The sequence below is a fragment of the Pseudomonas sp. NY15435 genome (genome assembly GCF_048068295.1).
Classification (GTDB): Bacteria; Pseudomonadota; Gammaproteobacteria; order Pseudomonadales; family Pseudomonadaceae; genus Pseudomonas.
Genome location: NZ_JBLUQA010000002.1, coordinates 370,223 through 394,689, shown reverse-complemented (window position 1 = coordinate 394,689; position 24,467 = coordinate 370,223). Strand labels below are relative to the sequence as shown.

Annotated in this window: 19 protein-coding genes and 1 riboswitch; of the genes, 10 read left to right on the top strand and 9 right to left on the bottom strand. The window is 65.4% G+C overall.

What is annotated here, in order from left to right; translation table 11 throughout:
* The first annotated feature begins 19 nt into the window (after window positions 1–19).
* Together ACNFH5_RS05940 and ACNFH5_RS05935 are read left to right on the top strand one after the other, a co-directional pair.
* Window positions 20–838, top strand: coding sequence for a M48 family metallopeptidase (locus tag ACNFH5_RS05940; RefSeq protein WP_416744759.1), 819 nt, complete (start codon window positions 20–22; stop codon window positions 836–838).
* A 92-nt stretch (window positions 839–930) separates the two neighbouring features.
* A complete protein-coding gene (locus ACNFH5_RS05935; protein WP_045210965.1) occupies window positions 931–1,914 on the top strand; it encodes an NAD-dependent epimerase/dehydratase family protein in 984 nt (327 codons plus the stop codon).
* A gap of 145 nt (window positions 1,915–2,059) precedes the next feature.
* On the opposite strand, the gene ACNFH5_RS05930 is transcribed toward ACNFH5_RS05935, so the two are convergent.
* The 6 genes from ACNFH5_RS05930 to ACNFH5_RS05905 all read right to left on the bottom strand — a co-directional run bounded on the left by ACNFH5_RS05930 (window position 2,060) and on the right by ACNFH5_RS05905 (window position 7,798).
* On the bottom strand, window positions 2,060–2,503 hold the full coding sequence (locus ACNFH5_RS05930) for a ketosteroid isomerase-related protein (protein ID WP_416744758.1): 444 nt from the start codon (window positions 2,501–2,503) through the stop codon (window positions 2,060–2,062).
* 100 nt (window positions 2,504–2,603) lie between these two features.
* Window positions 2,604–3,185, bottom strand: a complete 582-nt coding sequence (locus ACNFH5_RS05925; RefSeq protein ID WP_081516290.1) for a TMEM165/GDT1 family protein — start codon at window positions 3,183–3,185, stop codon at window positions 2,604–2,606.
* Between the two features lie 6 nt (window positions 3,186–3,191).
* Window positions 3,192–3,394: riboswitch (yybP-ykoY riboswitch) on the bottom strand.
* A 44-nt stretch (window positions 3,395–3,438) separates the two neighbouring features.
* A complete protein-coding gene (locus ACNFH5_RS05920; RefSeq protein WP_416744958.1) occupies window positions 3,439–4,896 on the bottom strand; it encodes an amino acid permease in 1,458 nt (485 codons plus the stop codon).
* A 120-nt stretch (window positions 4,897–5,016) separates the two neighbouring features.
* Window positions 5,017–6,018, bottom strand: a complete 1,002-nt coding sequence (locus ACNFH5_RS05915) for a methyltransferase (protein ID WP_416744757.1) — start codon at window positions 6,016–6,018, stop codon at window positions 5,017–5,019.
* 53 nt (window positions 6,019–6,071) lie between these two features.
* Window positions 6,072–6,836, bottom strand: coding sequence for a DUF3658 domain-containing protein (locus ACNFH5_RS05910; RefSeq protein ID WP_416744756.1), 765 nt, complete (start codon window positions 6,834–6,836; stop codon window positions 6,072–6,074).
* A complete protein-coding gene (locus tag ACNFH5_RS05905) occupies window positions 6,833–7,798 on the bottom strand; it encodes a 2-hydroxyacid dehydrogenase (protein WP_416744755.1) in 966 nt (321 codons plus the stop codon). The genes ACNFH5_RS05910 and ACNFH5_RS05905 overlap by 4 nt, the downstream gene beginning before the upstream one ends.
* A gap of 375 nt (window positions 7,799–8,173) precedes the next feature.
* Here ACNFH5_RS05905 and ACNFH5_RS05900 point away from each other — a divergent pair, with 375 nt between their 5' ends.
* Both ACNFH5_RS05900 and ACNFH5_RS05895 read left to right on the top strand, forming a co-directional pair.
* Window positions 8,174–9,487, top strand: a complete 1,314-nt coding sequence (locus ACNFH5_RS05900; RefSeq protein WP_416744754.1) for a DUF1266 domain-containing protein — start codon at window positions 8,174–8,176, stop codon at window positions 9,485–9,487.
* Between the two features lie 72 nt (window positions 9,488–9,559).
* On the top strand, window positions 9,560–10,189 hold the full coding sequence (locus ACNFH5_RS05895) for a LysE family translocator (RefSeq protein ID WP_416744753.1): 630 nt from the start codon (window positions 9,560–9,562) through the stop codon (window positions 10,187–10,189).
* Between the two features lie 150 nt (window positions 10,190–10,339).
* Here the strand turns inward: ACNFH5_RS05895 and ACNFH5_RS05890 are convergent, their stop codons facing one another.
* Complete coding sequence (locus ACNFH5_RS05890) at window positions 10,340–11,515, bottom strand: thiolase family protein (RefSeq protein WP_416744752.1); 1,176 nt, start codon at window positions 11,513–11,515, stop codon at window positions 10,340–10,342.
* A 276-nt stretch (window positions 11,516–11,791) separates the two neighbouring features.
* On the opposite strand from ACNFH5_RS05890, the gene ACNFH5_RS05885 reads away from it, so the two are divergent.
* The 4 genes from ACNFH5_RS05885 to ACNFH5_RS05870 all read left to right on the top strand — a co-directional run bounded on the left by ACNFH5_RS05885 (window position 11,792) and on the right by ACNFH5_RS05870 (window position 20,098).
* Entirely contained in the window at window positions 11,792–13,474 is a 1,683-nt protein-coding gene (locus ACNFH5_RS05885; protein ID WP_416744751.1) for a fatty acid--CoA ligase, read from the top strand.
* Window positions 13,475–13,682: 208 nt separating this feature from the next.
* Entirely contained in the window at window positions 13,683–15,605 is a 1,923-nt protein-coding gene (locus tag ACNFH5_RS05880) for a DUF1302 domain-containing protein (protein ID WP_416744750.1), read from the top strand.
* 166 nt (window positions 15,606–15,771) lie between these two features.
* Entirely contained in the window at window positions 15,772–17,139 is a 1,368-nt protein-coding gene (locus ACNFH5_RS05875; RefSeq protein WP_416744749.1) for a DUF1329 domain-containing protein, read from the top strand.
* 232 nt (window positions 17,140–17,371) lie between these two features.
* Window positions 17,372–20,098: a LuxR C-terminal-related transcriptional regulator gene (locus tag ACNFH5_RS05870; protein ID WP_416744748.1), complete on the top strand. Its 2,727-nt coding sequence runs from the start codon at window positions 17,372–17,374 to the stop codon at window positions 20,096–20,098.
* A 175-nt stretch (window positions 20,099–20,273) separates the two neighbouring features.
* On the opposite strand, the gene ACNFH5_RS05865 is transcribed toward ACNFH5_RS05870, so the two are convergent.
* Complete coding sequence (locus ACNFH5_RS05865) at window positions 20,274–21,146, bottom strand: hypothetical protein (protein ID WP_416744747.1); 873 nt, start codon at window positions 21,144–21,146, stop codon at window positions 20,274–20,276.
* 162 nt (window positions 21,147–21,308) lie between these two features.
* Here ACNFH5_RS05865 and ACNFH5_RS05860 point away from each other — a divergent pair, with 162 nt between their 5' ends.
* Entirely contained in the window at window positions 21,309–22,247 is a 939-nt protein-coding gene (locus tag ACNFH5_RS05860) for an alpha/beta fold hydrolase (RefSeq protein ID WP_416744746.1), read from the top strand.
* 211 nt (window positions 22,248–22,458) lie between these two features.
* Here ACNFH5_RS05860 and ACNFH5_RS05855 read toward each other — a convergent pair whose 3' ends face one another.
* Window positions 22,459–23,298, bottom strand: coding sequence for a metal-dependent hydrolase (locus tag ACNFH5_RS05855; protein ID WP_416744957.1), 840 nt, complete (start codon window positions 23,296–23,298; stop codon window positions 22,459–22,461).
* Window positions 23,299–23,419: 121 nt separating this feature from the next.
* Between ACNFH5_RS05855 and ACNFH5_RS05850 the strand changes: the two genes are divergently transcribed.
* The gene (locus ACNFH5_RS05850; RefSeq protein ID WP_416744745.1) at window positions 23,420–24,439 is read left to right on the top strand and encodes an AraC family transcriptional regulator; all 1,020 of its coding nucleotides are present in this window, start codon (window positions 23,420–23,422) and stop codon (window positions 24,437–24,439) included.
* The last annotated feature ends 28 nt before the right edge of the window (window positions 24,440–24,467 follow it).

Here is a 24,467-nt window from a genome sequence, read left to right as displayed (position 1 = left end):
ATTGTTTCGGGAGAGCAACATGCCCAGAGTTTTCCGTATCGCCGGCCTCGCCGCCGCGCTGATGCTGACCGCTTGCCAGCAGGTGAATACCACCAGCGGCGGCGTCGTTGGCGTGGAGCGCAAACAGACCATGTTCAGCATGCTGTCGAGTGCGCAGGTTGACCAGATGTATGCGCAGTCCTACCAGCAGACCCTCAGCCAGGCCTCCCAGGCCGGCAAGCTGGACGCCAGCAGCAATGACGCCAAGCGCGTGAAGGCCATCGCCGACCGCCTGATTCCGCAGACCGGCGCTTTCCGCCAGGATGCGCCGTCGTGGAAGTGGGAAGTCAACGTGATCCAGAGCGACGAGCTCAACGCCAACTGTGGTCCGGGCGGCAAGATCATCGTCTACACCGGGCTGATCGATAAGCTGAAGCTAACCGACGACGAACTCGCCGCGGTGATGGGCCACGAGATCGCCCACGCACTGCGCGAGCATGGCCGCGAAGCCATGTCCCGCGCCTATGCCGAACAGGTCGGCCTGGGCCTGGGCGGCCAGTTGCTGGGCCTGGGACAGACCAGCGTCGACCTCGCGCACCAGGTGGTCGAGTACAGTATGACGTTGCCCAACAGCCGGCAGAACGAGAACGAAGCCGACCTCATCGGCCTGGAATTGGCGGCGCGAGCCGGCTATAACCCCAACGCCGCAATCACCTTGTGGCAGAAGATGGGCCAGGCCGGCGGCGACGCTCCGCCGGAAATCCTCAGCACTCACCCGGCGGACAGCACACGGATGGCCAACCTGCAGGCCGCCATCCCGAAGGTCATGCCGCTCTATGAGCAGGCCAAAACCCGCTGAGCATTGGTTTTGCAGCAGTGGTTCGTGATTCTCTCGAACGGCCAGGAGCGGCGTAAGGTTGCGCCGCTTTACCCAGTGAACAGGGAGCACCCGTGAAAATCGCTGTACTCGGAGCCACAGGGCTCCTGGGCCACCATGCCGCCCGCGCGATCAAGGCGGCCGGCCACCAGTTGGTGCTGATCCATCGACCCTCGTCGCAGATCCAGCGCCTGGCTTACCTGGAGCCTGAGTGCCGGGTAGCCGAACTCTTCGATCACCAGGGCATGGCCCGTGCGCTCAGCGGGCTGGACGCGGTGATCTTCAGTGCCGGTTATTACCCGGTGCGCCCGCGTCGCTGGCAGGAGGAAGTCGCCAGCGCACTGGACCTGACCAATCATTTCTACGCCGCCTGCCTACAGGCGAAAGTGCCGCGCATTCTCTATGTCGGCTCGGCATTCGCCATGCCCAGCCACCCACAGGGGCTGCCGGGGCATGAAGGGCTGTTCTATGAAGGCCTGCCCACCGGCAAGAGCGCCTACGTGATGTGCAAGTGGGCGCTGGATGAGCAGGCTCGCGAGCAGGCCCGCGGCGGGCTGCCGGTAGTGATCGGGATTCCCGGCATGGTGCTGGGCGAGCTGGATATCGGCCCCACCACCGGGCGCCTCATCACCGCCATCGGTCGCGATGAGATGCTGCATTACGTGCCGGGCCGGCGGAACGTCATCGATGCATCCGAAGCCGGGCGCGGTCTGCTCACGGCGCTCGAGCGTGGCCGGGTAGGGGAGCGTTACCTGCTTACCGGGCACAACATCGAAATGGGCGAGCTGACCACCACCATCGCCAAGCTGCTGGGCAAGCCGGCGCCGACGCCGATGCCGCTGCACCGTGCTCGCGCACTGGCAACACTGGGCCGCTGGCGCTACCGCCTGACCGGCAAGATGCCGCTGCTGGACGACACCGCCATCGAAGTCATGGCCGGCGGGCAGTTCCTCGACGGTCGCAAGGCGCGCGAGGAGCTGGGCTTCGAGTCCCATGTGCCGTTGGAAGACACGCTGGAGCGGGCGATTTCCTGGTTCCACGCCAACGATTACCTCTGAGCCAAGGCTAGGGGCCCTGTAGGAGCGAGCTTGCTCGCGAACTGCACAACCCCGAGCGGTCCTGTTCGCGAGCAAGCTCGCTCCTACAAGAGCAGCATTGGTAACGAGGAACAAAAAAGCCCGGCAGATGCCGGGCTTTTCCTTGTCAGGGCAGTGCCTTCTCGGCAAAGGGCCGATTGGGCAGCCCCATCTGTGCGCGGAAGCTCTCCATGTCGAACAGCGTGCACAGTTCCTGTACCTGGCTCTGGCTGTTGAACACCCAGAAGCCCATGGCCGAAATGCTGACGATGCGGTCGCTGGCCGGGTAGCCCAGCACCGGGCGTACGATACAGCCCATCAGCGTGCTCCAGGTGAAGACCTTGTTGCCCTCACGGATACATTCCTCCACGGCCACCTCCAGGTCCTCCATGCCACTGCGGATCTCCTCCACCAGCGCCCGGTAGCCGGTACTGTCCAGCGGCTGGGCGGTGAAGGCGCTCTTGTAGATGAAGTCCGGGCTGTGCAATTGCTCCACCAGCGCCAGGTGTCCCTTGTTCCAGGCGAGGTCGACGTGGTGGCGGGCGATCTTCTTCAGGTCTTTTTCCGGCATGGCGACATCCTTTGTCGTGGGAGGCGGAAACGCCACTGTGTATCGCGGGCGATACACAGGCATTGGCCGGCGCGCCAGCCTCCCGACGAAAAGCGGCCGGTCAGAACACCCCGGAGAGCTTCAGTGCGTGGTACACCGCAGCCAGGCCGAGGATGGCGAAGGCGGCAGCGGCCAGGCGACGGATCAGGTTCAGCGGCAGGCGCTCGGCGGCGAAGTTGCCGGCCAGCACTACCGGTACGTTGGCGATCAGCATGCCCAGCGTGGTGCCGATGACCACCAGCCAGAAGTGCGGGTACTGCGCGGCCAGCATCACGGTGGCAACCTGGGTCTTGTCGCCCATCTCGGCGAGGAAGAAGGCGATCAGGGTGGTCAGGAAGGGGCCGAACTTCTTCAGCGAGCCTTCTTCGTCGTCATCCAGCTTGTCCGGAATCAGGGTCCAGCCAGCGACCGCCAGGAAGCACACGGCCAGTACCCAGCTCAGCGTGCTTTCCGAGAAGAACGAGGCGACCCAGCTGCCAACGGCGCCGGCGGCGAAGTGGTTGGCCAGGGTGGCGGCAATGATCCCGGCAATGATCGGCCAGGGCTTGCGGAAGCGCGCGGCGAGGACGAGCGCGAGCAGTTGCGTCTTGTCGCCGATTTCCGCGAGGGCAACGATCAGGGTTGGGACGAAGAGGGATTCCATCAGACTTCCTAAGGGGCGGGTCGACTAATCACCATGACACGCGCCACCTGCCCGCCCCGGGTCAGGTTGCTCGTGTCATAGGTCTTGTCAAACCCCGGCCTGAACGCTGCAGGCCTGGATCGTACGCGCCATGGTCTGCGGACCAAGTGTGTTGACGCGTACCGGGCGAGCCGGTTGCTCGCGGGAGACTACTCCCCTAGGACGGGGCGCATTCTGCCCAAGTCCTTGGGCTTGGGCAAGCCTGCGCGTCGGATCAATCGCGGGTGGGGCGAATGTCCATGTCCTCGTAGCGGATGAAGCGGGTGCCGTTCTTGAAGCGGTAGCCCAGCCAGATCGCGAGGAACAGCGGAATGGTGATGTAGGTGGCGACCAGGCCGGCCCAGTCCACGTGTTCGCCGACGAAGGCCTGGTAGTTCTGCCCCAGGGTGATGATCAGGCAGAGCACGAAGGCGAACAGCGGGCCGAACGGGAACCACTTGGCGCGGTAGGGCAGGTCATTGAGGTTGCCGCCCTGCAGGACGAAACCCTTGCGGAAGCGGTAGTGCGATACCGCGATGCCCAGCCAGACGATGAAGCCGCACATGCCCGAGGCGTTGAGCAGCCAGGTGTAGACGGTCTTGTCGCCGATGAAGCTGGTGAGGAAGCACAGCGCGCCGATCAGCGTGGTGGCGTATAGGGCGTAGCGCGGCACGCCGCTCTCGGACACCTGGGTGAACAGGCGCGGTGCCTTGCCCTGGGTGGCCATGGTGTAGAGCATCCGGGTCGAGGCGTACATGCCGGAGTTGCCCGCGGAGAGGATCGCCGAGAGGATCACCGCGTTCATCACGCCAGCCGCGGCGGCAAGACCGGCGCGCTCGAACAGCAGGGTGAAGGGCGAGGTGCTGATGTCGCTGCTGTCGGTCTTGAGCAGGTTGGGATCGGTGTAGGGAATCAGCATGCCGATGACGAAGATCGACAGGATGTAGAACATCAGGATTCGCCAGAACACCTGGCGGATGGCGATGGGAATGGACTTCTGCGGATTCTCCGACTCACCGGCGGCGACACCGATCAGCTCGGTGCCCTGGAACGAGAAGCCGGCGATCATCGCCACCCCGATCATCGCCTGCAGGCCGCCGACGAAGGGCGCGTCACCGGTGGTGAAGTTGCTGAAGCCGGGGCTGTCGATGCCATGCATGATGCCGATGATGCTGGCCAGGCCGATGCCGATGAAGACCACCACGGCGACCACCTTGATCAGCGCGAACCAGAACTCGCTCTCGCCGAAGCCTTTCACCGAGAAGAAGTTGAGCATGAACATGATGCCGAGGAAGCCGGCGCTCCAGTACATGCCCGAGACCTCCGGGAACCAGAACTTCATCACCAACTGTGCCGCCACCAGCTCGGCCGCAATGGTCACCGCCCAGTTGTACCAGTAGTTCCAGCCCATGGCGAAACCGAAGCCATCGTCGATGAAACGGCTGCCATAGGTGCAGAACGAGCCGGAGTCGGGAATGTACGCCGCCAGCTCGCCGAGGCTGGTCATGAGGAAGAACACCATCAGCCCGATGAGCGCGTAGGCCAGCAGCGCACCGCCGGGACCCGCCGTGGCGATGGTGCTGCCGGAGGCGACGAACAGCCCGGTGCCGATGGAGCCGCCGATGGCGATCATGTTCAGGTGGCGCGGTTTCAGAGAGCGCTTCAAGTGATGCGGCTTCTCTTTCGGCCCCATGGCAAAGGTCAGTTCGACGTCATCTTTGATTCTGCGATTCACGGGTGTCCTCGATATTTCAGGGCGAGCGGCGATGCGCCGATCCGGGCGGGCTCGGTGGAGTGTAGTGCGAGCCTGGGATCAGCGCCGGGCGCTGTAGATACGGAAACCGTCGGCCTCAGCCAGGGTGCGGCAGGGGCCCAGGTGCTGTTCGATCAGCGGCGGGTATTTCAGGAAGCTGTTGGCCACCAGGCGTAGTTCGCCGCCGGACGCCAGGTGGCGTGCCGACTGGCGCAGCAGGTTCTCGGTGGCGGCGTAGCTGGTGTGCACGCCCTGATGGAAGGGCGGGTTGCTGACGATGGCGGCGAGGTCCTGCGGTGCGGCGTCGATGCCGTCACCGGCGATCACTTCGCCTTCCAGGTTATTGGCGGCCAGGGTCAGGCGACTGCTCTCGACGGCAAAGGCGTCGACGTCCAGCAGGGTCAGGCGGCTTTGTGGATAACGTCGCTTGAGCGTGGCGCCGAGCACCCCGGCGCCGCAGCCGAAGTCCAGCAGATGGCCGGCTGGCAGTTTGTCCAGATGCTCGAGCAGCAGGGCGCTACCGCGATCCAGACGGCCGTGGCTGAACACGCCGGGCAGGGTGATGACCTGCAGCGGGCCGTCGGCCAGTGGCAGTTCGTAGCGCTGGGCGAGGGCATGCAGGTCGGGGGTAGCCGGTGCGCCATCGATGTGCGTGTGCCACAGCTGGCAGTGGCGGGCGCTGTCCAGCTTGCTGGCGCGGCCGAACTCGCCGAGCTGCTTGCTGGCGCGCTCGACGCCGGCGCGTTTCTCGCCGACCAGGTACAGCTCGCCGTTCGGTACGCAACTGGCCAGTGCGGCCAGCAGGTAGTCGGTCAGTTCGCGGGATTTGGGCAGGAACAGCACGGCCGCGTCGAAGGCGCCTTCGGGCGGCGTGGCGCCGAAGTGGCAGCGGCCGGGATAGCGGCCTTCCAACTGGCGGGCGTCGCCGGCGTGCCAGCTCCAGCCCCGGGCCTGCGGCAGGTCGCCGAGCAGAGCGTCGGCGGGCAGGCCGGCGAGCAGGACGCGGCCCTGGAAGCGCTCGATCTGGCGCAGCAGCACTTCACTGGTGGGGGCGTTGGACATGCGGCCTCCTGACAAAAAAGGGCGCGAGTTTAGCAGGGCTGCCGCGGCGGAGCCTAGGCGAGCCGCACCTCGGCGTTCTTCCAGAAGTCGTCGCCACGCAGCTCCAGCGTTCCTGCCGCGACTTGTTCGCGCAGGCGCCAGGCGGCCAGCAGGTCGCTGACGAAGAGGCCGTCGACGTAAGCCATGGTCGGGCCGATCAGCGATTGCACCGGGCGCCAGGACTCGCTGGCGCTGTCCAGCAGGATGCGGTCGATGTGCGTATAGCCGGCGCCGCTCAGTTGGCCATCCAGCCACAGGCGCAGCTCGGCGTTTTCGGCCAGGGCACGCTGCCAGTCCGCCGCCAGGCCATGGCGTTCGGCGGCGTCCAGCTCGCGGCTGGCGGCCAGGGCGTTGGCCAGCTCCTCGGGTTTGAGCATGGCGATGGCGTGGCGGTCTTCGCTGCGGCACTGGCCACTGCCGGCACCGACGCTGCGCAGGATGACGCTTGCTGGCAGCAGCGCGCAGACGCGGCGCAGTAAGAGTTGTTCGCTGGCGCTGTCGCCGTGCCAGAGCGTGACGGAACCGACGTCGGGGCTGTGCAGCCAGTTCACCTCGGTGGCCATCTCGATGGCGATTTCCCGCTCCCGCAGGACCTCGCCACCCAGCTCATGCCAGAACGCGGCGCGTTGCTGGCAGGGCGGGTTATCCACATCACTCAGTGGGCCGACCGCGAGATCGTCCGGCATTACGCGGATTCTCTTCTCGGTCAACACGCCTGCCTCGACGGCCCGGCGCAGGGCATCGGCGGCGCCGTCACCGCAAACCAGATGCAGGCTCATGGCGCCACCACCCGGCGCGGCTCGCCGGCGAAGAAGCCGGTGGCGTTCTCGCTCAATTGGCCGACGATGCGTTGCCGGGCTTCGCGGCTGCCCCAGGCGCTGTGCGGGGTAAGGATGAAGCGTGGTATATCGCCGGCCAGCAACGGGTTGCCGTCCCTGGGGGGCTCCACACTGAGCACGTCGAACGCCGCGCCGCCCAGGTGGCCGCGGCGCAGGGTGTCGGCCAGGGCTTGTTCGTCGACGAGACCACCGCGCGCCGTGTTGATCAGGAAGGCGTGGGGCTTCATCAGATCCAGTTCGCGCTGGCCGATCAAGTTGCGCGTGGCGTCGGTCAGCGGGCAATGCAGCGTCAGGGCGTCTACCTGCGGCAGCAGTTCGTCCAGCGCCAGGCGATCGGCGCGCGGCGGGCGGCCAGGCAGGGCGCCGAGCAACACGCGCATGCCGAAGGCTTCGGCCAGTTTCGCCACGGCGCCACCCAGTTCGCCGTGCCCGAGCAGGCCGAGGGTCTTGCCTTCCAGTTCGACGATGGGGAAGTCCAGCAGGCAGAACTGCGGTGCCTGCTGCCAGCGGCCCTCGCGAATTGCCGCCTGGTAGTCCGGCAGGCGGGTAGCCAGTGCGAGCAACAGCATCAGGGTGTGCTGGGCCACTGACGGTGTGCCGTAGCCCTGGCAGTTGCTCACGGTCACGCCGTGCCGGCGCGCGGCGTCGAGGTCGACGTTGTTGGTGCCGGTGGCGGCCACCAGGATCAGCCTGAGTTCCGGGCACTGCTCGAATACGTCGGCGCCGATGCGCACCTTGTTGCTGATCGCCACCTGCGCGCCCTGCAGCCGCTCGGCCACCTGCTGCGTATCGCTGCGCCCGTGCAGGACCAGTTCGCCGAACGGCGCGCGCAGCGGCGCGAGGTCGAGATCACCGAGGTCGAGGGAGGCATGGTCGAGGAAGACAGCGCGAGCAGGATTCATGAGCGATGACACCTTGATCGAAAGGGCGGGATGAAGGGGATTCTCGGCAGAACCGCCTCCGGGGACAACCCGGGCGGCCCCCGGGTGTGCGCCCTGCTCCCTGTGCACAGATGGTAGATGTTCGAGTGAAAAGTCTGACAGATGTTTCGGGTTTCCCTCATCTACCGTACGCCGCCGGCTCCGTAGATTGCACTCATCGAAACCTTGAGGTGACTTGCGATGATGGGTTGGATTCTCTCTGGCCTTACAGCCTTCCGTGCCCTCGGTGCGCGCGTAAGGTGGCGGAGTGCGGCGCGGGATGTCAGTCCGCGGGCGCTGCCACGCAGATCAAGCGTCGCGGTTGGCCCCGAGCCTTTGCTGTGCTTCGGTGCACTGATGGCGGCCTGCAGTGGCTCGGTCGCGCCGCAACTGGACCGGGAGTGCCCCGAGGACGCCGCTCGCCTGGCGAAGGAGTTGGACGAGTGCTGGGGCATTGATGATCCCCACACCGCGCGAAGCACCTTGCAGGAAATGTTGCTCGAGGCCCACGGCGAGATGCTCGATGACGATTTCCGGCGCTTGCAGCGCAACGAGTCCGGCGCCTTTGATGGGGAACAGCGGCTGCGCTGGCGGCTAGCGAAGCAGGCGTGGTTGAAGGCCGGCCTGGCAGTGCCGCGTGATCTCTCCATGGCGGCTCACGACTTTGAATGTATCGCCTGGCTGGCGCGATGCTGCCATGGCTGCGGTTATCTCAGCGAAGCCGAGGCCTGGCTGACGCTGGCCTGGGTAGCCGACGCGGCGATCCGCCGTTTCACTGACTGGCAGGGCTACGCCGCGTCCTTCGTCCTTGGGCGGGCCGCCCTATTGCGCGACACGCGGCAGACTTCGCTGGCGATCCGGGCATTCAAGGAGCTGATGGGCGGCAAGCAGGAAGAGGCCGCTGCGGCCGGTCTGTGGCAAGCCTACCCGCTTGCGGGCATTCAAGTAGCCGAGGTGGTCCTGCAGTCGGCGCATCTTGTTGAGCCATTCGAGTTGCCTCCCCGGCGGGCGTTGCTGGCCTTCGGCGCGCTGATCGCGACCAGTGGAGGGGCGCGGTCGGATGCGTTGGCGATCGCTGCCCATGAGCGTGAGCAGAACCGGGTATGGTTGGCCGAGCGCTGGGACGCGGCGGATCAGGGCAAGGTTCTCCAGCGCATGGACTGGCTGATGAACCATGGCAGCCGGGTGAAGCTCGACCCCCTGCTTGGACGAGCCGGCGGCGCGGGCTACGTGCGGCAGAGCGGCGGAGACGGGGGCCGGGGCGCGCGCTTCGAACAGGCGCGCCGGGCGCTGCTCAAGGTCGGCCATGATCCGGAGTTGATCGACGCATGCCGCAGCCTGCTCGCCTACGACCTGGAGCGTGCAGCCTTCGGGGCGCGGCTGGCATTCGGCGCCGGCCTGCTTGCCGAGGACAAACTCTGGAATGCCTTGCGCCACATGGCCCGGCAGGCTCGCTCGGCATTCGGCTCCTGGGAGCAGTACCTGATCTCGGCCGTTCTCGGCCATGCCCTGGCCAATGAGGACTGGGAGGCCGGCAAGCGCCTGATCCGCAGTGGCATGGAGTTGCTCGATGGCATCAACCCCTTTGCCGAACATCTCTCGCCCTGGCAAGCCTGCCCGTTGCCGCGACTGCCGGTCCTGCATGGTGTAGCGCAAGCCGGCGCAGGCTAACCTGCGCGACTTGCCGGCAGCCCGACGATTCGTATAGAACTCGCGCTTTGACAGTTTTGGCCGGGAGGCGCGATGTACTGGGCGGAATTTCTCACGGTGGCGTTCATCCATCTGCTGGCCGTGGCCAGCCCCGGTCCGGATTTCGCCGTGGTGGTGCGCGAGAGCGTGGCTCACGGCCGCCGCGCTGGCACCTGGACGGCCCTGGGCGTGGGCAGCGCGATCTTCCTCCACGTCACCTATTCGCTGCTGGGTATCGGCCTGATCGTGTCGCAGTCCATTGTGCTGTTCAACGCGCTGAAATGGCTGGCGGCGGCGTACCTGCTGTACATCGGTATCAAGGCACTACGTGCGCGACCGGCCGACCCGTCCGCCGCCGAGAATACCGCGGCGCCCGTGGCCCGCACGGCGCGGGGGGCTTATGTGGCCGGCTTTGTCACCAATGGCCTGAATCCCAAGGCGACGCTGTTCTTTCTCTCGCTCTTCACCGTGGTAATCAACCCGCATACGCCATTGCTGGTGCAGGCCGGTTATGGCGTGTATCTGGCCTGCGCGACCGCTGCCTGGTTCTGCCTGGTGGCGCTGCTGTTCAGCCAGCAGCGCGTGCGCGCCGGCTTCGCGCGCATGGGCCACTGGTTCGACCGGCTGATGGGTGTGGTACTGATCGGCCTGGGGATCAAGCTGGCCTTCACCGAGTTGCGCTGAGCGCGGCTTTTCGTAGGAGCGAGCTTGCTCGCGAACCACGTCCACGTGGAAGCGGTTCGCAAGCAAGCTCGCTCCTACAGGAAGGATCAGGCACCGAACGCAAATAAAAAGGGGCGCCCGAGGCGCCCCTTTTTCATGCCTGACGGAGTATCAGACCAGCTCGATCGCCACTGCGGTGGCCTCGCCGCCGCCGATGCACAGCGAGGCGACGCCACGCTTGCCGCCCTTCTTCTGCAGGGCGTTGATCAGGGTGACGATGATGCGCGAGCCAGTGGAGCCCACCGGGTGGCCTTGAGCGCAGGCGCCGCCGTAGACGTTGACCTTGGCGTGGTCCAGGCCGTGTTCGCGCATGGCGAGCATGGTGACCATGGCAAAGGCTTCGTTGATCTCGAACAGATCCACGTCGTCCTTGCTCCAGCCGGCCTTCTTGAACAGGTTGGTCATGGCGCCGATGGGGGCGAGGGTGAATTCGGCCGGGTCCTGGCTCTGGGTGGCGTGGGCGACAATCTTCGCCAGCGGCTTCAGGCCACGGCGTGCGGCTTCTTCAGCGGTCATCAGGACCAGCGCGGAGGCGCCGTCGGAGATGGAGCTGGCGTTGGCGGCGGTGATGGTGCCGTCCTTGCGGAAGGCCGGGCGCAGGCCGGGAATCTTCTCCAGGTTGGCGGTCAGCGGTTGCTCGTCGTCCTTCACCACGGTCTCGCCCTTGCGGGTGGTGACGGTGACCGGGACGATTTCCGACTCCAGCGAACCGTCCTTGATGGCGGCCTGGGCGCGCTGCAGGGACTCGATGGCGTAGGCGTCCATCTCTTCGCGGGTGACGTTGTACTTGTCGGCGGTTTCCTGGGCGAAGGAGCCCATCAGGCGGCCGGTGCGCGCATCTTCCAGGCCATCGAGGAACATGTGGTCCTTGATCTCGCCGTGGCCCATGCGCAGACCGGTGCGGGCCTTCTCGATGACGTAGGGGGCGTTGGACATGCTTTCCATGCCGCCGGCAACCATCACGCTGTTGGTGCCCGCCTTGAGCAGGTCGTGGGCCAGCATTACGGCCTTCATGCCCGAGCCGCAGAGCTTGTTGATGGTGGTGCAGCCGGTGGCGGCGGGCAGGCCGGCGTTCAGCGACGCCTGGCGGGCCGGGCCCTGTTTCAGACCGGCGGGCAGTACGTTGCCCATGATCACTTCCTGCACGTCTTCGGGCTGGATGCCGGCACGGGAAATGGCTTCGCGGATGGCGATGGCGCCCAGGTCGACGGCGGAAACGCCGGACAGGCTGCCCTGGAAGCCGCCCATGGGAGTACGGGCGCCGCTGACGATGACGATCTCGGACATGACTCTAACCTCTTCGCTCTTGTTGTAGGAGTGCGCGTAGGGACGGCTGCGCGTCGGCATAACTGCTTCCGCCTTGTTCTGCTCCAGCTCGCAGGCCCCCGCGGACTCCGGGTAAAGGTACCGGGCGTGAACGACCGGGCGTCAGGATTCTACCGCGTGACCGGATGTGGCCATAGAGTCATCGGCAAATCACTCTTTTGACTGATGAATGGACGCCACGAGCGCTCTAGAGTCGGTCTCATCCTGATGAGATCCAGCCTTGAGAGTGCGTACGCCATGCTGAAAACCCGCGTCATCCCCGCTGCACAGAACGCCTACCAGTACCCGCTGTTGATCAAGAGCCTGCTGCTGTCGGGCAGCCGTTACGAGAAAGGTCGGGAAATCGTCTACCGCGACAGCGTGCGCTACACCTACGCCACCTTCAATGAACGCGTCGCCCGGCTGGCCAACGTGCTGACCGACGCCGGTGTGAAGGCCGGTGACACCGTGGCGGTCATGGACTGGGACAGTCACCGTTACCTGGAATGCATGTTCGCCATTCCGATGATCGGCGCGGTGCTGCACACCATCAACATCCGCCTCTCGCCGGACCAGATCCTCTACACCATGAACCACGCCGACGACCGCTTTGTGCTGGTCAACAGTGAGTTCGCCGCGCTCTACCAGGGCATCGCCGGGCAACTGACCACGGTGGAAAAGACCCTGCTGATTACCGACGGTGCGGACAAGAGCAGCACGCTGCCCAACTGCGTTGGCGAGTACGAGACCCTGCTGGCCGCCGCCAGCCCGCGCTACGCCTTCCCCGACTTCGACGAGAACTCGGTGGCAACCACCTTCTACACCACGGGCACCACCGGTAACCCCAAGGGTGTGTACTTCACCCACCGCCAACTGGTGCTGCATACCCTGGCCATGGCCGCCACCATCGGCAGCCTGGACAGCATCCGCCTGATGGGCACGGATGATGTGTACATGCCGATCACCCCGATGTTCCACGTCCACGCCTGGGGCGTGCCGTACGTGGCGACCATGCTGGGGGTGAAGCAGGTGTATCCGGGCCGTTACGAGCCGGAGCTGCTGTGCAAGCTGATCCGCGAGGAGAAGGTGACCTTCTCCCACTGCGTGCCGACCATCCTGCAGATGATGCTCAACGCCGCCGGTGCCAAGGACCACGACTTCGGCGGGCTGAAGATCATCATCGGCGGCAGCGCCCTCAACCATGCACTGTATGACGCCGCCAAGGCGCGCGGCATCCAGCTCACTGCTGCTTACGGGATGTCCGAGACCTGCCCGCTGATCTCCTGCGGCTACCTCAACCAGGAGCTGTGCGCCGGCAGCGAGGACGAGCGCACCACCTACCGCATCAAGGCCGGCGTGCCGGTGCCGCTGGTGGAAGCGGCGATCATGGACGAGCACGGCGAGTTTCTCCCGGCCGATGGCGAGTCCCAGGGCGAACTGGTGCTGCGCTCCCCCTGGCTCACCCAGGGCTACTTCCGTGAGCCGGAGAAGGGCGAGGACCTCTGGGCTGGCGGCTGGATGCACACCGGCGACGTGGCGACCCTGGACGGCATGGGCTTCATCGATATCCGCGACCGTATCAAGGACGTGATCAAGACCGGCGGCGAGTGGCTGTCGTCCCTGGAACTGGAAGACCTCATCAGCCGTCACCCGGCGGTGCGCGAAGTGGCGGTGGTCGGTGTGCCTGACCCGCAGTGGGGCGAACGCCCATTCGCCCTGTTGGTGCTGCGCGACGGCCAGGCGCTGGATGCCAAGGCTTTGCGCGAGCACCTCAAGCCTTTCGTCGAGCAGGGGAACATCAACAAGTGGGCGATTCCCTCGCAGATCGCCGTTGTTACTGAAGTTCCCAAGACCAGCGTCGGCAAGCTCGACAAGAAGCGTATCCGGGTAGACATCGCCCAATGGCAGGAGGCTGGCAGCGCCTTCCTCTCCACGGTGTGACCGACGACCGGCAAGTCACGGTTGGCGGGCGGCCGTGCCAAGCAAGCGCTTGGCACGGCGCAGCCCAGTGATCACGCCACCTTGGGGCCTACGCAAGCGTCTAGTCAGGGCCTTTGTAAGACAAATCACACTTTCGAGCGATCAAGCGTTATAGGGCGCTGGATATAGTCGCCACTACTCATAACAAAAAACACATGGAGTAGCGTCGATGAAAACCATGCAACATATCTGGCGCCTGGCGCGGCTGCCGCTGGCAGTCAGCCTGGCGTCCTCGCTGGCGGCTCCGGCTTCCGCCGTCAGCTTCAACATCGGGGAAATCGAAGGTTCGTTCGACTCGACGCTGTCCGTGGGGGCCAGCTGGTCGACGCAGAATCCGAACAGCAACCTCATCGGCATCAACAACGGCGGCAAGGGCCTGTCCCAGACCTCCGACGACGGCCACCTGAACTACAAGGCCGGCAAGACCTTCTCGAAGATCTTCAAGGGTATCCACGACCTCGAACTCAAGTACGGCGATACCGGCGTCTTCGTGCGCGGCAAGTACTGGTATGACTTCGAGCAGAAGGACGAGAACACCGAGTTCAAGCCGCTCTCCGACCATAACCGCAAGGAAGCCGCGCAGGCCTCCGGCGGCGAAATCCTCGACGCCTTCATCTATCACAACTACAACATCGCCGATCTGCCGGGCACCGTGCGCCTGGGCAAGCAGGTGGTGAACTGGGGTGAAAGTACCTTCATCCAGAACGGCATCAGCGTGATCAACCCGTTCGACGTCACCGCCTTCCGCCGTCCGGGCTCCGAGATCAAGGAAGCCCTGGTGCCGGTGAACATGTTCTACCTGTCGCAGAACCTCACCGAGAACCTCTCCGCGGAAGGCTTCTATCAGCTGGAGTGGGACCAGACGGTGGTCGACAACTGCGGCACCTTCTTCTCCCAGCCGGACGTGGTGGCTGACGGCTGCACCCAGAACCTCGCGGTGCTGACCAACAACGCGGCCTCGATCCGCACCCTGAACGGCCTGCTCGGCCCGAACCTGGCGGTGACCCCGTCGCCGTGGAACGAAGGCCTGGTGGTACAGCGCGGCCCGGACCGTGACGCCCGCGACAGCGGCCAATACGGCTTCTCCCTGAAGTACTTCGCCGACAGCCTGAACACCGAGTTCGGCGGCTACTACATGAACTACCACAGCCGTCTGCCGATCTTCTCCGGCCGTGGCGCCGATGCCTCCAAGGTGGCGCAGATCAACCAGTTGATCACCAACATCGCGGCGATCAGCCCGTCCCTGGCGGCGCAGGCCGGCGCGGCGGCGATGGCGGGCAACTCCAGCTACTTCATCGAGTACCCCGAAGACATCCGCCTGTACGGCCTGAGCTTCTCCACCACGCTGCCCACCGGCACCGCCTGGCAGGGCGAGATCAGCTACCGTCCGAACGCCCCGGTGCAACTGAACACCACCGACATCCTGTATTCCGGCCTGGACCCGGTGTCCATCGGCGGCAACCACGTCTATGACAACGCCTCCGTGCTGACCGGCACCGCCGGCCAGGACCTGCACGGCTACCGCCGCAAGGAAGTCACCCAGCTGCAGACCACCTTCACCCACTTCTTCGACCAGGTCATGGGCGCCGAGCGTCTGACCCTGGTGGGCGAGGTCGGCTGGACCCACGTCGGCGGCCTGGAAAGCCAGAACAAGGCGCGTTACGGCCGTGACCCGGTCTTCGGTCCCGGCCCGCTGAACGGCTCGCTCAATGGCCTGGCCACCTGCGAAGCCCTGAACGCCTCTACCTTGGGCACCACCAACGCCAACAACGTCAGCCGCAACTGCGAAAGCGAAGGCTTCACCACTGCCGACTCCTGGGGCTACCGCGCTCGCGCCATCTGGGACTACAACGACGTCTTCGCCGGTGTGAACCTCAAGCCCAACGTGGCCTGGCAGCACGACGTGGACGGCTACTCCCCCGGCCCCGGCGGCAACTTCGAGGAAGGCCGCAAGGCGGTCAGCCTGGGTATCGACGCCGACTACCTGAACACCTACACCGCCAGCCTGGCCTACACCAACTACTTCGACGGCAAGTACTCCACCGTCGACGATCGTGACTTCGTCAGCCTGAGCTTCGGTGTGACCTTCTAAGCCGGCCGTTCAACCGGCAAGCGGCCCGCCCTCGCGGCGGGCCATCCGCGCGGCCGGGTGACCCGGCCACGCGAGCAGCAGACAAGACCCGCGAACCGTCTTTCCCGGAGCCTCCGGCAAGGGCGGCCAACGCGGTGGGCAAAGACTCAACGAGGACGACAAACGAATGAGAACAACAAAGATCCTGCTGCACACGAGCGCCCTGGCGCTCAGCCTCATCGCCTCCCAGGTGATGGCGGCTGTCTCTGCCGATGAAGCGGCCAAGCTCGGCTCCACCCTGACTCCGATGGGCGCGGAAAAGGCCGGCAACGCCGATGGCTCCATCCCGGCCTGGACCGGTGGCCTGCCCAAGAACGCCGGCACCGCCGACAGCAAGGGCTTCCTCAGCGATCCATTCGCCAGCGAGAAGCCGTTGTTCACCATCACCGCGCAGAACATGGACCAGTACAAGTCCAAGCTGACCCCCGGCCAGCAGGCGATGTTCAAGCGCTACCCCGACACCTACAAGATGCCGGTCTATACCACGCACCGTACCGCCACCGTGCCGGAGAACGTGCTGGAAGCGACCAAGAAGAACGCCACCAGCACCAAGCTGCTGCAGGGCGGCAACGGCCTGGAGAACTTCCAGGTAGCCAACCCCTTCCCGATTCCGAAGGACGGTCTGGAAGTCATCTGGAACCACATCACCCGCTACCGTGGCGGCCACGTACGTCGTCTGGTGACCCAGGCCACGCCGCAGGTCAACGGTTCCTACTCGCTGGTCTACTTCCAGGACGAATTCGTCTTCCGCACCGACCTGAAGGATTACGACGCCAGTAAGCCGAGCAACGTGCTGTTCTACTTCAAGCAACGCGTCACCGCTCCGGCACGCCTGGCCGGTAACGTGCTGCTGGTGCACGAGACCCTCGACCAGGTGAAGGAACCGCGCCTGGCGTGGCTCTACAACGCCGGTCAGCGCCGCGTGCGCCGTGCCCCGCAGGTGTCCTACGACGGCCCGGGTACCGCCGCCGACGGCCTGCGTACTTCCGACAACCTGGACATGTACAACGGTGCGCCGGACCGCTACGACTGGAAACTGGTGGGCAAGCAGGAACTGTACATCCCGTACAACAACTACAAGATGGATGATCCGAAGCTGAAGTACTCGGACATCATCAAGCCTGGCCACCTGAACCAGGACCTGGCCCGTTACGAGCTGCACCGCGTGTGGCACGTGACCGCCACCCTGAAGCCGGGCGAACGGCACATCTACGCCAAGCGTGACTTCTTCATCGACGAGGACACCTGGCAGGCCGTGGAGATCGACCACTACGACGGTCGTGGCACCCTGTGGCGCGTAGCCGAGGCATTCAACCAGTACTACTACAACTACCAGGTACCGTGGTACACCGCGGAAACCCTGTATGACCTGCTGTCGGGTCGCTACCTGGTGCTGGGTCTGAAGAACGAGGAGAAATCCGCCTACGACTTCAACTACAGCGCTTCTGAAAGCGACTTCACCCCGGCAGCGCTTCGCCAGGAAGGCGTGCGCTGATCCCCCGATCCCCACGGGTGGTTCCGCGGTGAAAAAAGACCGGCCTTCGGGCCGGTTTTTTTATGGGGGATCATCTGTCGGATGAATGGAGGAGGGAATGCAAGACGCCTTCTGGTCATGTTGTGAGCAAAGGTAACAAAATCGACTTCTATTCCCGACCGCGAGCGGCTAGGCTCCGTCCACAGTGTGACCTTCGTCGATAGCTATAAGAGCTAGAGCAAGAGCCAGGCCAATGACCGACTTCTCGACTCTGCCAAGACTGACCGATGTTCCCTCCAGCACGGCCGGCAGCCGTTTCTTCCGGCCGCCGCTGCCGCATGGCCACGTCGCCCGTTCGCGTCTGTGCCAGCGCATGGCAGCAGGGCTGGAGGGACGGCTGATACTGGTGTCTGCACCGGCTGGATTCGGCAAGAGCTCACTGGCCATCGAATTCTGTCAGACGCTGGGAAGCCAATGGCGCAGTCTGTGGCTGGGGCTCAGTGCAAGGGATAGCGACCCCGGGCGATTCCTCGAACGCCTGCTCGAGGGGCTGCGCTTGCACTTTCCTACGCTCGGTGATGAAGCCCTGGCCCTGCTGAAGATGCGCCAGCGCCACCAGCCCTTCGCCTTCGAAGCCTGGCTCGACGACCTGCTCGATGAGCTGGTGGACAATCTGTCCGTCGACCGCCCGCTGCTGCTGGTGCTGGACGACTACCACCTGGCTCAGGGGGCGGTACTCGACCGCTGTCTGCAGTTCCTCCTCAATCACCAGCCCGCCGGCCTGGTCGTGCTGGTCACCAGCCGTCAGCGACCGGACTGGCACCTGGCGCGCCTGCGTCTGTCGCGGCAGTTGCTGGAGTTCACCGAGCAGGACCTGCGCCTGACCGTCGAGGAAACCGCGCAGCTGGTCAGCGCCAACGGCGCGCAACTCGACGACAACGCCCTCGACAACCTGGTCGAGCGCAGCGAAGGCTGGATTGCCGGGCTGCGCCTGTGGCTGCTGGCCCATGGCGACGAACTGGCGGCCAACGTGCCGGACCTGTCCGTGCATGGTGCCGAGGAACTGATCCGCGACTATCTATTGGAAGAAGTAATCGACAAGCAGTCGCCGGAGGTCCAGGTATTCCTGGCCCAGACCGCGCGCTTCGAGCGCTTCTCCGCCGAATTGTGCGATGCGCTGCGCGATGCGTACGACAGCGCTTCGATCCTGCGCCACCTGCAGCAGCACCAGGTGTTCCTGGTGCCGCTGGACGAGCACGGCCAGTGGTTCCGCTACCATCACTTGTTCTCCGATCTGTTGCTGGCGCGTCCGCTGCCTGGTTCCGGGCCTTCGACGGCGGCGTTGCACCTGCGCGCGTGCCGCTGGTTCAGCGCCCAGGGGCTGTTCGATGACGCGGTGGAGCAAGCCCTGCGCGCAGGTCACCCGGAGGTGGCGGCGAGCCTGGTGCAGAGCCTGTCCGAGGAACAACTGCTGGCCGAGCAGAACGTCGCCACGCTGCTGCGCTGGAAGATGGACCTGCCCGACAGCCTGCTGGCCAGTACTCCGCGCCTGATCGTGTTGTACAGCTGGGCGCTGGCGTTGGCCTGCCAGCTGGATGCGGCCGAGGAGTTGGCGGCGCAACTGTCGCGCTTCCTGCCCGCCGCCGATGTCACCACCCAGCGCGACCTGCTCGCGCAATGGCAAGCGCTGGCGGGCGTGATCGCCCGTGGCCGCGGCGAGATCGAAGCGGCCGAGCGGCACTGCGAGGAATCCATGCAGGGCCTTGGTCCGGAGCGCTTCGGCCCGCGCCTGCTGTGCCTGTCGACCCTGAGCAACCTGGCTATCGTGCGGGATGATCTCTGGCGCGCCCGCGAGCTCAATCGCGAAGCCCTGGAACTGGCGCAGCGCTTCGGCAACCCGCTGTTCGAGGCCATGGTGCATTACGACCGTGCCCGCGTTCTGCAGGCGCGCGGCGAGGTGCTGCGTGCCGAGGAAGAAGTGCGCCAGGGCCTGGCGCGGCTCTCTGGTCTGTCCTCCCAGCGCCGCTATGCGGTGCGTGGCCGGTTGATGCTTTACCAGGGCTACCTGCGCAGCCTCGCGCTGCAGCCGGAGGAGGCGCGCAAATACCTCAAGGCCGGCATCGAGGAGGCCCGCGCCTGCCGCGACATCAGCCTGGTGATCGGCTTCTGCGTGCTGGCCAGCCTGGAAGGGCGGCTGGGCAACTTCACCCGCGCCTTCGCCCAGCTCGCCGAAGTCGAGCGGATGATGCATGTGTGGGACGTGCCGCCGGTCTACTACCTGTCGGCTATCACTCTGATCAAATGCGAACTCTGGCTCGGCCAGGGCCAGGTCGAACTGGCCACCGCCTGGCTCGAGCGCCTGCGCGACACTTACACCGGCGACGAACCGGCCACACCGCCGGAGTGTTCGCCGCAGCTGCCGCGCCACGTGGAAATGCTCCAGTCCCAACTGGAGCGCCGCGAGGGCCGCATGGCTGAAGCTGAGGCGCGCCTGCGAACTGTGGCCAGCGGCGCCCTGCAAGGTGGTGCGCAGTTGCAGGCGCGCTTTGCCCAGGGGCAGTTGGTTGCCTTGCTCTTGCAGGGCGGCCGCGAGCGCGAGGCGTCCTTCGAACTGGGCGAGTGCCTGAACGGCCTGGCCGTCGGCCTGCTGGTTCCGTTGCATGACGTGCTGCTGCAGCATCCGGAATGGCTGCGCGAGCAACTGGCCGTGCGGGCTTCCTCGCCGGCCATCGACGCCCTGCGCGAACGCCTGCCGACGCTGCCGGAACGTAGCGCGGTGCCCAGCGACTGCCTGAGCGGGCGCGAGCTGGCGGTGCTGGAGCTGATAGCCCAGGGCTGCTCGAACCAGGAAATCAGCGAGCGCCTGTTCATCTCCCTGCATACCGTAAAGAGCCATGCCCGGCACATCAATGACAAACTCGGCGTCGAGCGCCGCACCCAGGCGGTGGCGCGGGCGAAGGAGATGGGGTTGTTGCGCTAGGGCGCTGGCCGAGCCTTCCGACGTCAACGGCTGGTGTAGGAGCGGACTCTGTCCGCGATTGGCCCGAGACTGCACAGCGGTGGCAAGCGATCGCGGACGGAGTCCGCTCCTACCTAGGCCGGTTCGAGCAGGAGCAGGGCTCCGGCGCAGCAAGCCGCCACCGCTGGCGCCAGACTCACATCCCCTTCTTCTTCTCGCCCTCCACCGGCGCACTCAGGTCCAGCCCTTTCGGCGCCGGCTGCCCCTTGGTCGGTGGCGCCAGCTGCTTCTGCACATCCGCCTGGATTGCCTGCAGCACCGGCAGCAGATCACGCATGTTCTCGCGCACTTCCGGGTAGGCATGCTTCTGCGCCAGTTCATCCACGCGCATCAGCAGTTGCACGCGCACTTCCGGCGGCAGGTGGATGAAGAGTTCGGGCAACTGCTTGGCCAGCTCGGCGCTGTAGAGCACCAGGTCCTGGCGGTCGAACTGGGCGGTCAGGCCCAGGTAGTCCAGCGCACTGCTGGTGAGCATCGAGGCGGCGGCCTTGGCTTCCTGCATGCCCTGCAGGCGCACCGGATTGCGCTGCTCGCTCTGCGCCAGGGTCATCCAGAACTCCACCGTCAGGTTGAACAGGATCGCCTGTTCGCGCAGCGAGTAGCTCATCAGGCCCAGCGCCTCGGCGCCATAAGGCTGCTTGGCGGCGCGGAAGTTGAAGTACAGGCGCATCAGCTCCTTGAGCTTGAACAGCACCTCGCGCGCCTCGTTCTGCCGCAGCTCGAGCGGGGCATAGATGTTCAGCTGCGGGCGGAAATTTTCCTCGCTGACCATGCGCTGGTAGATCGGCCCGGTGAACTCGCCGCTGCGCCGGGGCAGGCCGTTGACCTGGGTCTCGTCGATCTTCTTCAGCGCGTCGATCAGCACCTGGTAGTCGGCGCTGGTCCAGTTGCGCTGGATGTCGGGAATCTTCTGGCCCAGGTAATACAGGTCGGCGGACAGGGCCGGGCGGCACAGGAGCAGCAACAGCACGGCCAGCGGCCACAGCGAACGGCGAGTCAGGATCGGCACGAACGGGCTTTCCTTGCGCGAGGGCGGGTCGGGCTAGGTTAGCGGGGTGCGCGGCCTGCGTCATCCCGTGACGGGTCTCGACACTACCTAGGTTGGGCGCGACAGCGCGGGCGCTGTGGTGTGATTGGGCTTTAGAACAACAAGCACGGGAGTCACTCGTCCATGACCGCCACATTGTCTGTGCAACCGCCGCTGGCCGAGGGCCTGGCCCGCTATGGCTTCGGCCCGCTGCCGCTGGCCGCGCTGAAGGCACGCTATGCCTCGCCCGAGTCCGGCTCGAAGTTCATCCATGTCGACGGCTTCGACATTCATTACCGTGACGAAGGCAGCCCGGACAAGCCGGTGCTGGTCATGGTCCACGGCGTGATGGCTTCGCTGCACACCTGGGACGGTTGGGTTGCTGAACTGTCCCAGCACTTCCGCATCGTTCGCCTCGACGTGCCCGGCTTCGGCCTCACTGGCGGCGGCCAGGACCGCGAGTACGACGGCGAGCGTCTGGTGAAGGTGTTCGGCATGTTCCTCGACCGCCTGGACCTCAAGCATGTCTCCATCGCCGGTAACTCCCTGGGCGGCTACATCGCCTGGAACTATGCGCTGGCCAATACCCATCGCGTCGAGCGGCTGATCCTGATCGACCCGGCCGGATACTACATGCAGAAGGTCCCGCTGATGATCGCCAGCGCGGTGCTGCCGGGTGCCGGCATCATGATGCCGATGTGGATGCCGCGCGCCCTGGTCGCCCAGGGCATCAAGGAAGTCTACGGCGATGCGCGCAAGATCAAGCCGGGTGTGATCGACCGTTACTACGACATCAGCCGCCGGCCGGGTAACCGCCGCGCGATGATCGACATCTTCCGCGTGCTGGTGAAGGCCAACCGCGAGGAACTGCCCACCACCCCCAACCGCGTTGCTGCGCTGAAGGTGCCGACGATGCTGATGTGGGGTGAGCGCGACCGCTGGATTTCGCCGCGCCATGTGCCGATGTGGCAGCGTGATGTACCGGGGATCGAAGTAAAGGTGTATCCGGGCGTGGGGCATATCCCGATGGAGGAAATCCCCGAGGAGTCGGCGGCGGATGCGTTGCGTTTCCTGCATGCCTGACTGTTGATCAGTCCTTGAAAAGCCCGGCCCAGTGCCGGGCTTTTTCGCGAGCTGCTTTTTGTAGGAGCGAGCTTGCTCGCGAACCGCATGAGCCCCAGGCTCGCCAGCCGAGCAAAGACCTTCGCGAGCAAGCTCGCTCCTACAGGGGACTCTGCGTCCGCAAACGAAACCGCCCCGACTAGGCGGGGCGGTGTTCGGAGCGAAAGGCGGATCAGCCGGCGTGGGCCATCGGCTGCGGGTCGTACTCCTTGCGCACCTCGTACAGCACATCGAGATTGTTGTGCTGCCACGGGTGGAAGTCGGACTTGAAGAAGTCCAGGTATTCGCGCAGCAGCGGGCGGAACACGCCGTGCTTGCCCCAGGTCCACTTGATGCCGTCGCGCCAGACGCGCCAGTTCCACAGCAGGCCATCCACCTTGAGCATGTGCACCAGGCCGCGGAAGGTATCCAGCACGAAGAAGAAGGTCGCCATGCGCATCGCCCGACGCAGCAGCTTGCGGCTACCGCAGACCTGGTTGTAAACGTCGAAGGCCACTGCCTTGTGCTCGGTTTCCTCCAGCGCATGCCAGCGCCACAGGCGCTGCATCACCGGGTCGGCGCCTTCCATGGTGCGCGGGTCGGTCAGCAGCCCGTTGGCCATGATCGCGGTGATGTGTTCCAGCGCGGCGGTTGCGGCGAGTTGGCGGCGGGCTGGGAATTTCTTCTGGGTGAAGCGGATGCGCGCCTGGGCGCGCTTTTCGATGGCGGTGACGTCATAGCCCAGGTCGCGCAGGCGCTGGCTATAGGTCAGGTGCTCACGGCTGTGGTGGCCTTCCTGGCCAATGAAGCCGCGGATCTGTTCCTTGAGCACCGGGTCGGTGATCTGGTCGCGGAACTGTCGCACCGAGTCGATGAAGAAGCGCTCGCCGTCGGGGAAGAGCACCGACATGGCGTCGAACAGATGGGACTTGAAGGCGTCTCCGCCGTGCCAGTGACGCGGCAGCGGATCGGGCAGATCGAAGTCCATGTGCCGGGGCTTGATCTCCAGTCCTGCAGGGGTGGTGCTGGCCATGGCGGCTCCAGTGTTGTGGTTATCCATGGTCAGTACTCTGGGCTTGTAGGGAAAGCGTCACAAGGTTATTGTCTGCCAACTTTCCGGTCATATCCGGCCAGCGGTCACTATAAGAAAAACCATGAAACAACCGCTCAATTTCACCGCCGAACTGGTGCCCGTCGCCTATGCGCAGGCACTCCTGGACCTCGCCGAAGAACTGGGCGTGCCGCGCACGCGTTTGTTCGAGCTCGCCCGCGTGCGCTCCGAAGTGCTGCAGAGCCCCAACGGCCGGCTGTCCTTCGTTGACTTCCACCAGCTCTCCAGCGCCGCCCTGGCGCACTGCAACGAGCCGGCCTTCGGCCTGTTGCTGGGGCAGCGGCTGAATGTCTCCACCCACGGCATCCTCGGTTATGCGGTGCTTTCCAGCGCCAACCTCGAACGCGCCATTGCCTTTGCCCTGAAGTACTACCGAGTGCTCGGGCTGGCCTACGACCTGGAGATGGTGGAAGACCACGGCGTCTCGTACCTGCGCGCCAGCGAGTCGATTCCCCTGGGCCCCACCAGCCGCTTCGCCGCCGAAGGCCTGATGACCAGCCTGCACACCATCGCGCGCTTCCTGGTGGGCGAACCGCTGCAGGGCGTCAGCGTCGGTTTCGCCTACGCCGAGCCAGACTACGCGGACCGTTACGCCGAAGTGTTCGGCGGCGAGGTGCTGTTCGACCAGCCGTTCCACTTCATCGGCTTGCCCAGCGAATACCTGACGCGGCCCATGGCGCTGGCCAACCCGGCCACGGTGCAGATGTGCGAGCAGCAGTGCGAGGCGCTGCTGGCCACGCTGGACGTGCAGGAAGGCCTGCTGACGCGCATTCGCCGCTTGCTGCTGGCGCGCCCCGGCGAGTTCCCCGACCTGGAAAGCGTCGCAGCCGACCTGCACACCAGCGGCCGCAGTCTGCGTCGACATCTTTCGAACCTGGGCACCACCTACCAGGAGGTGCTCGACGATGTGCGCAAGCGCTTGGCCCTGCAATATCTCACCACAACCCACCTGCCGCTCTACGAGATCGCGCTGCTGCTGGGCTTCAACGATCCGTCGAACTTCCGCCGGGCGTTCCGCAAGTGGACTGGCAAGCTGCCCACCGACTACCGCCAGGGCGACTGAATCCTCGAGCCGGTACGACTCGCCATGG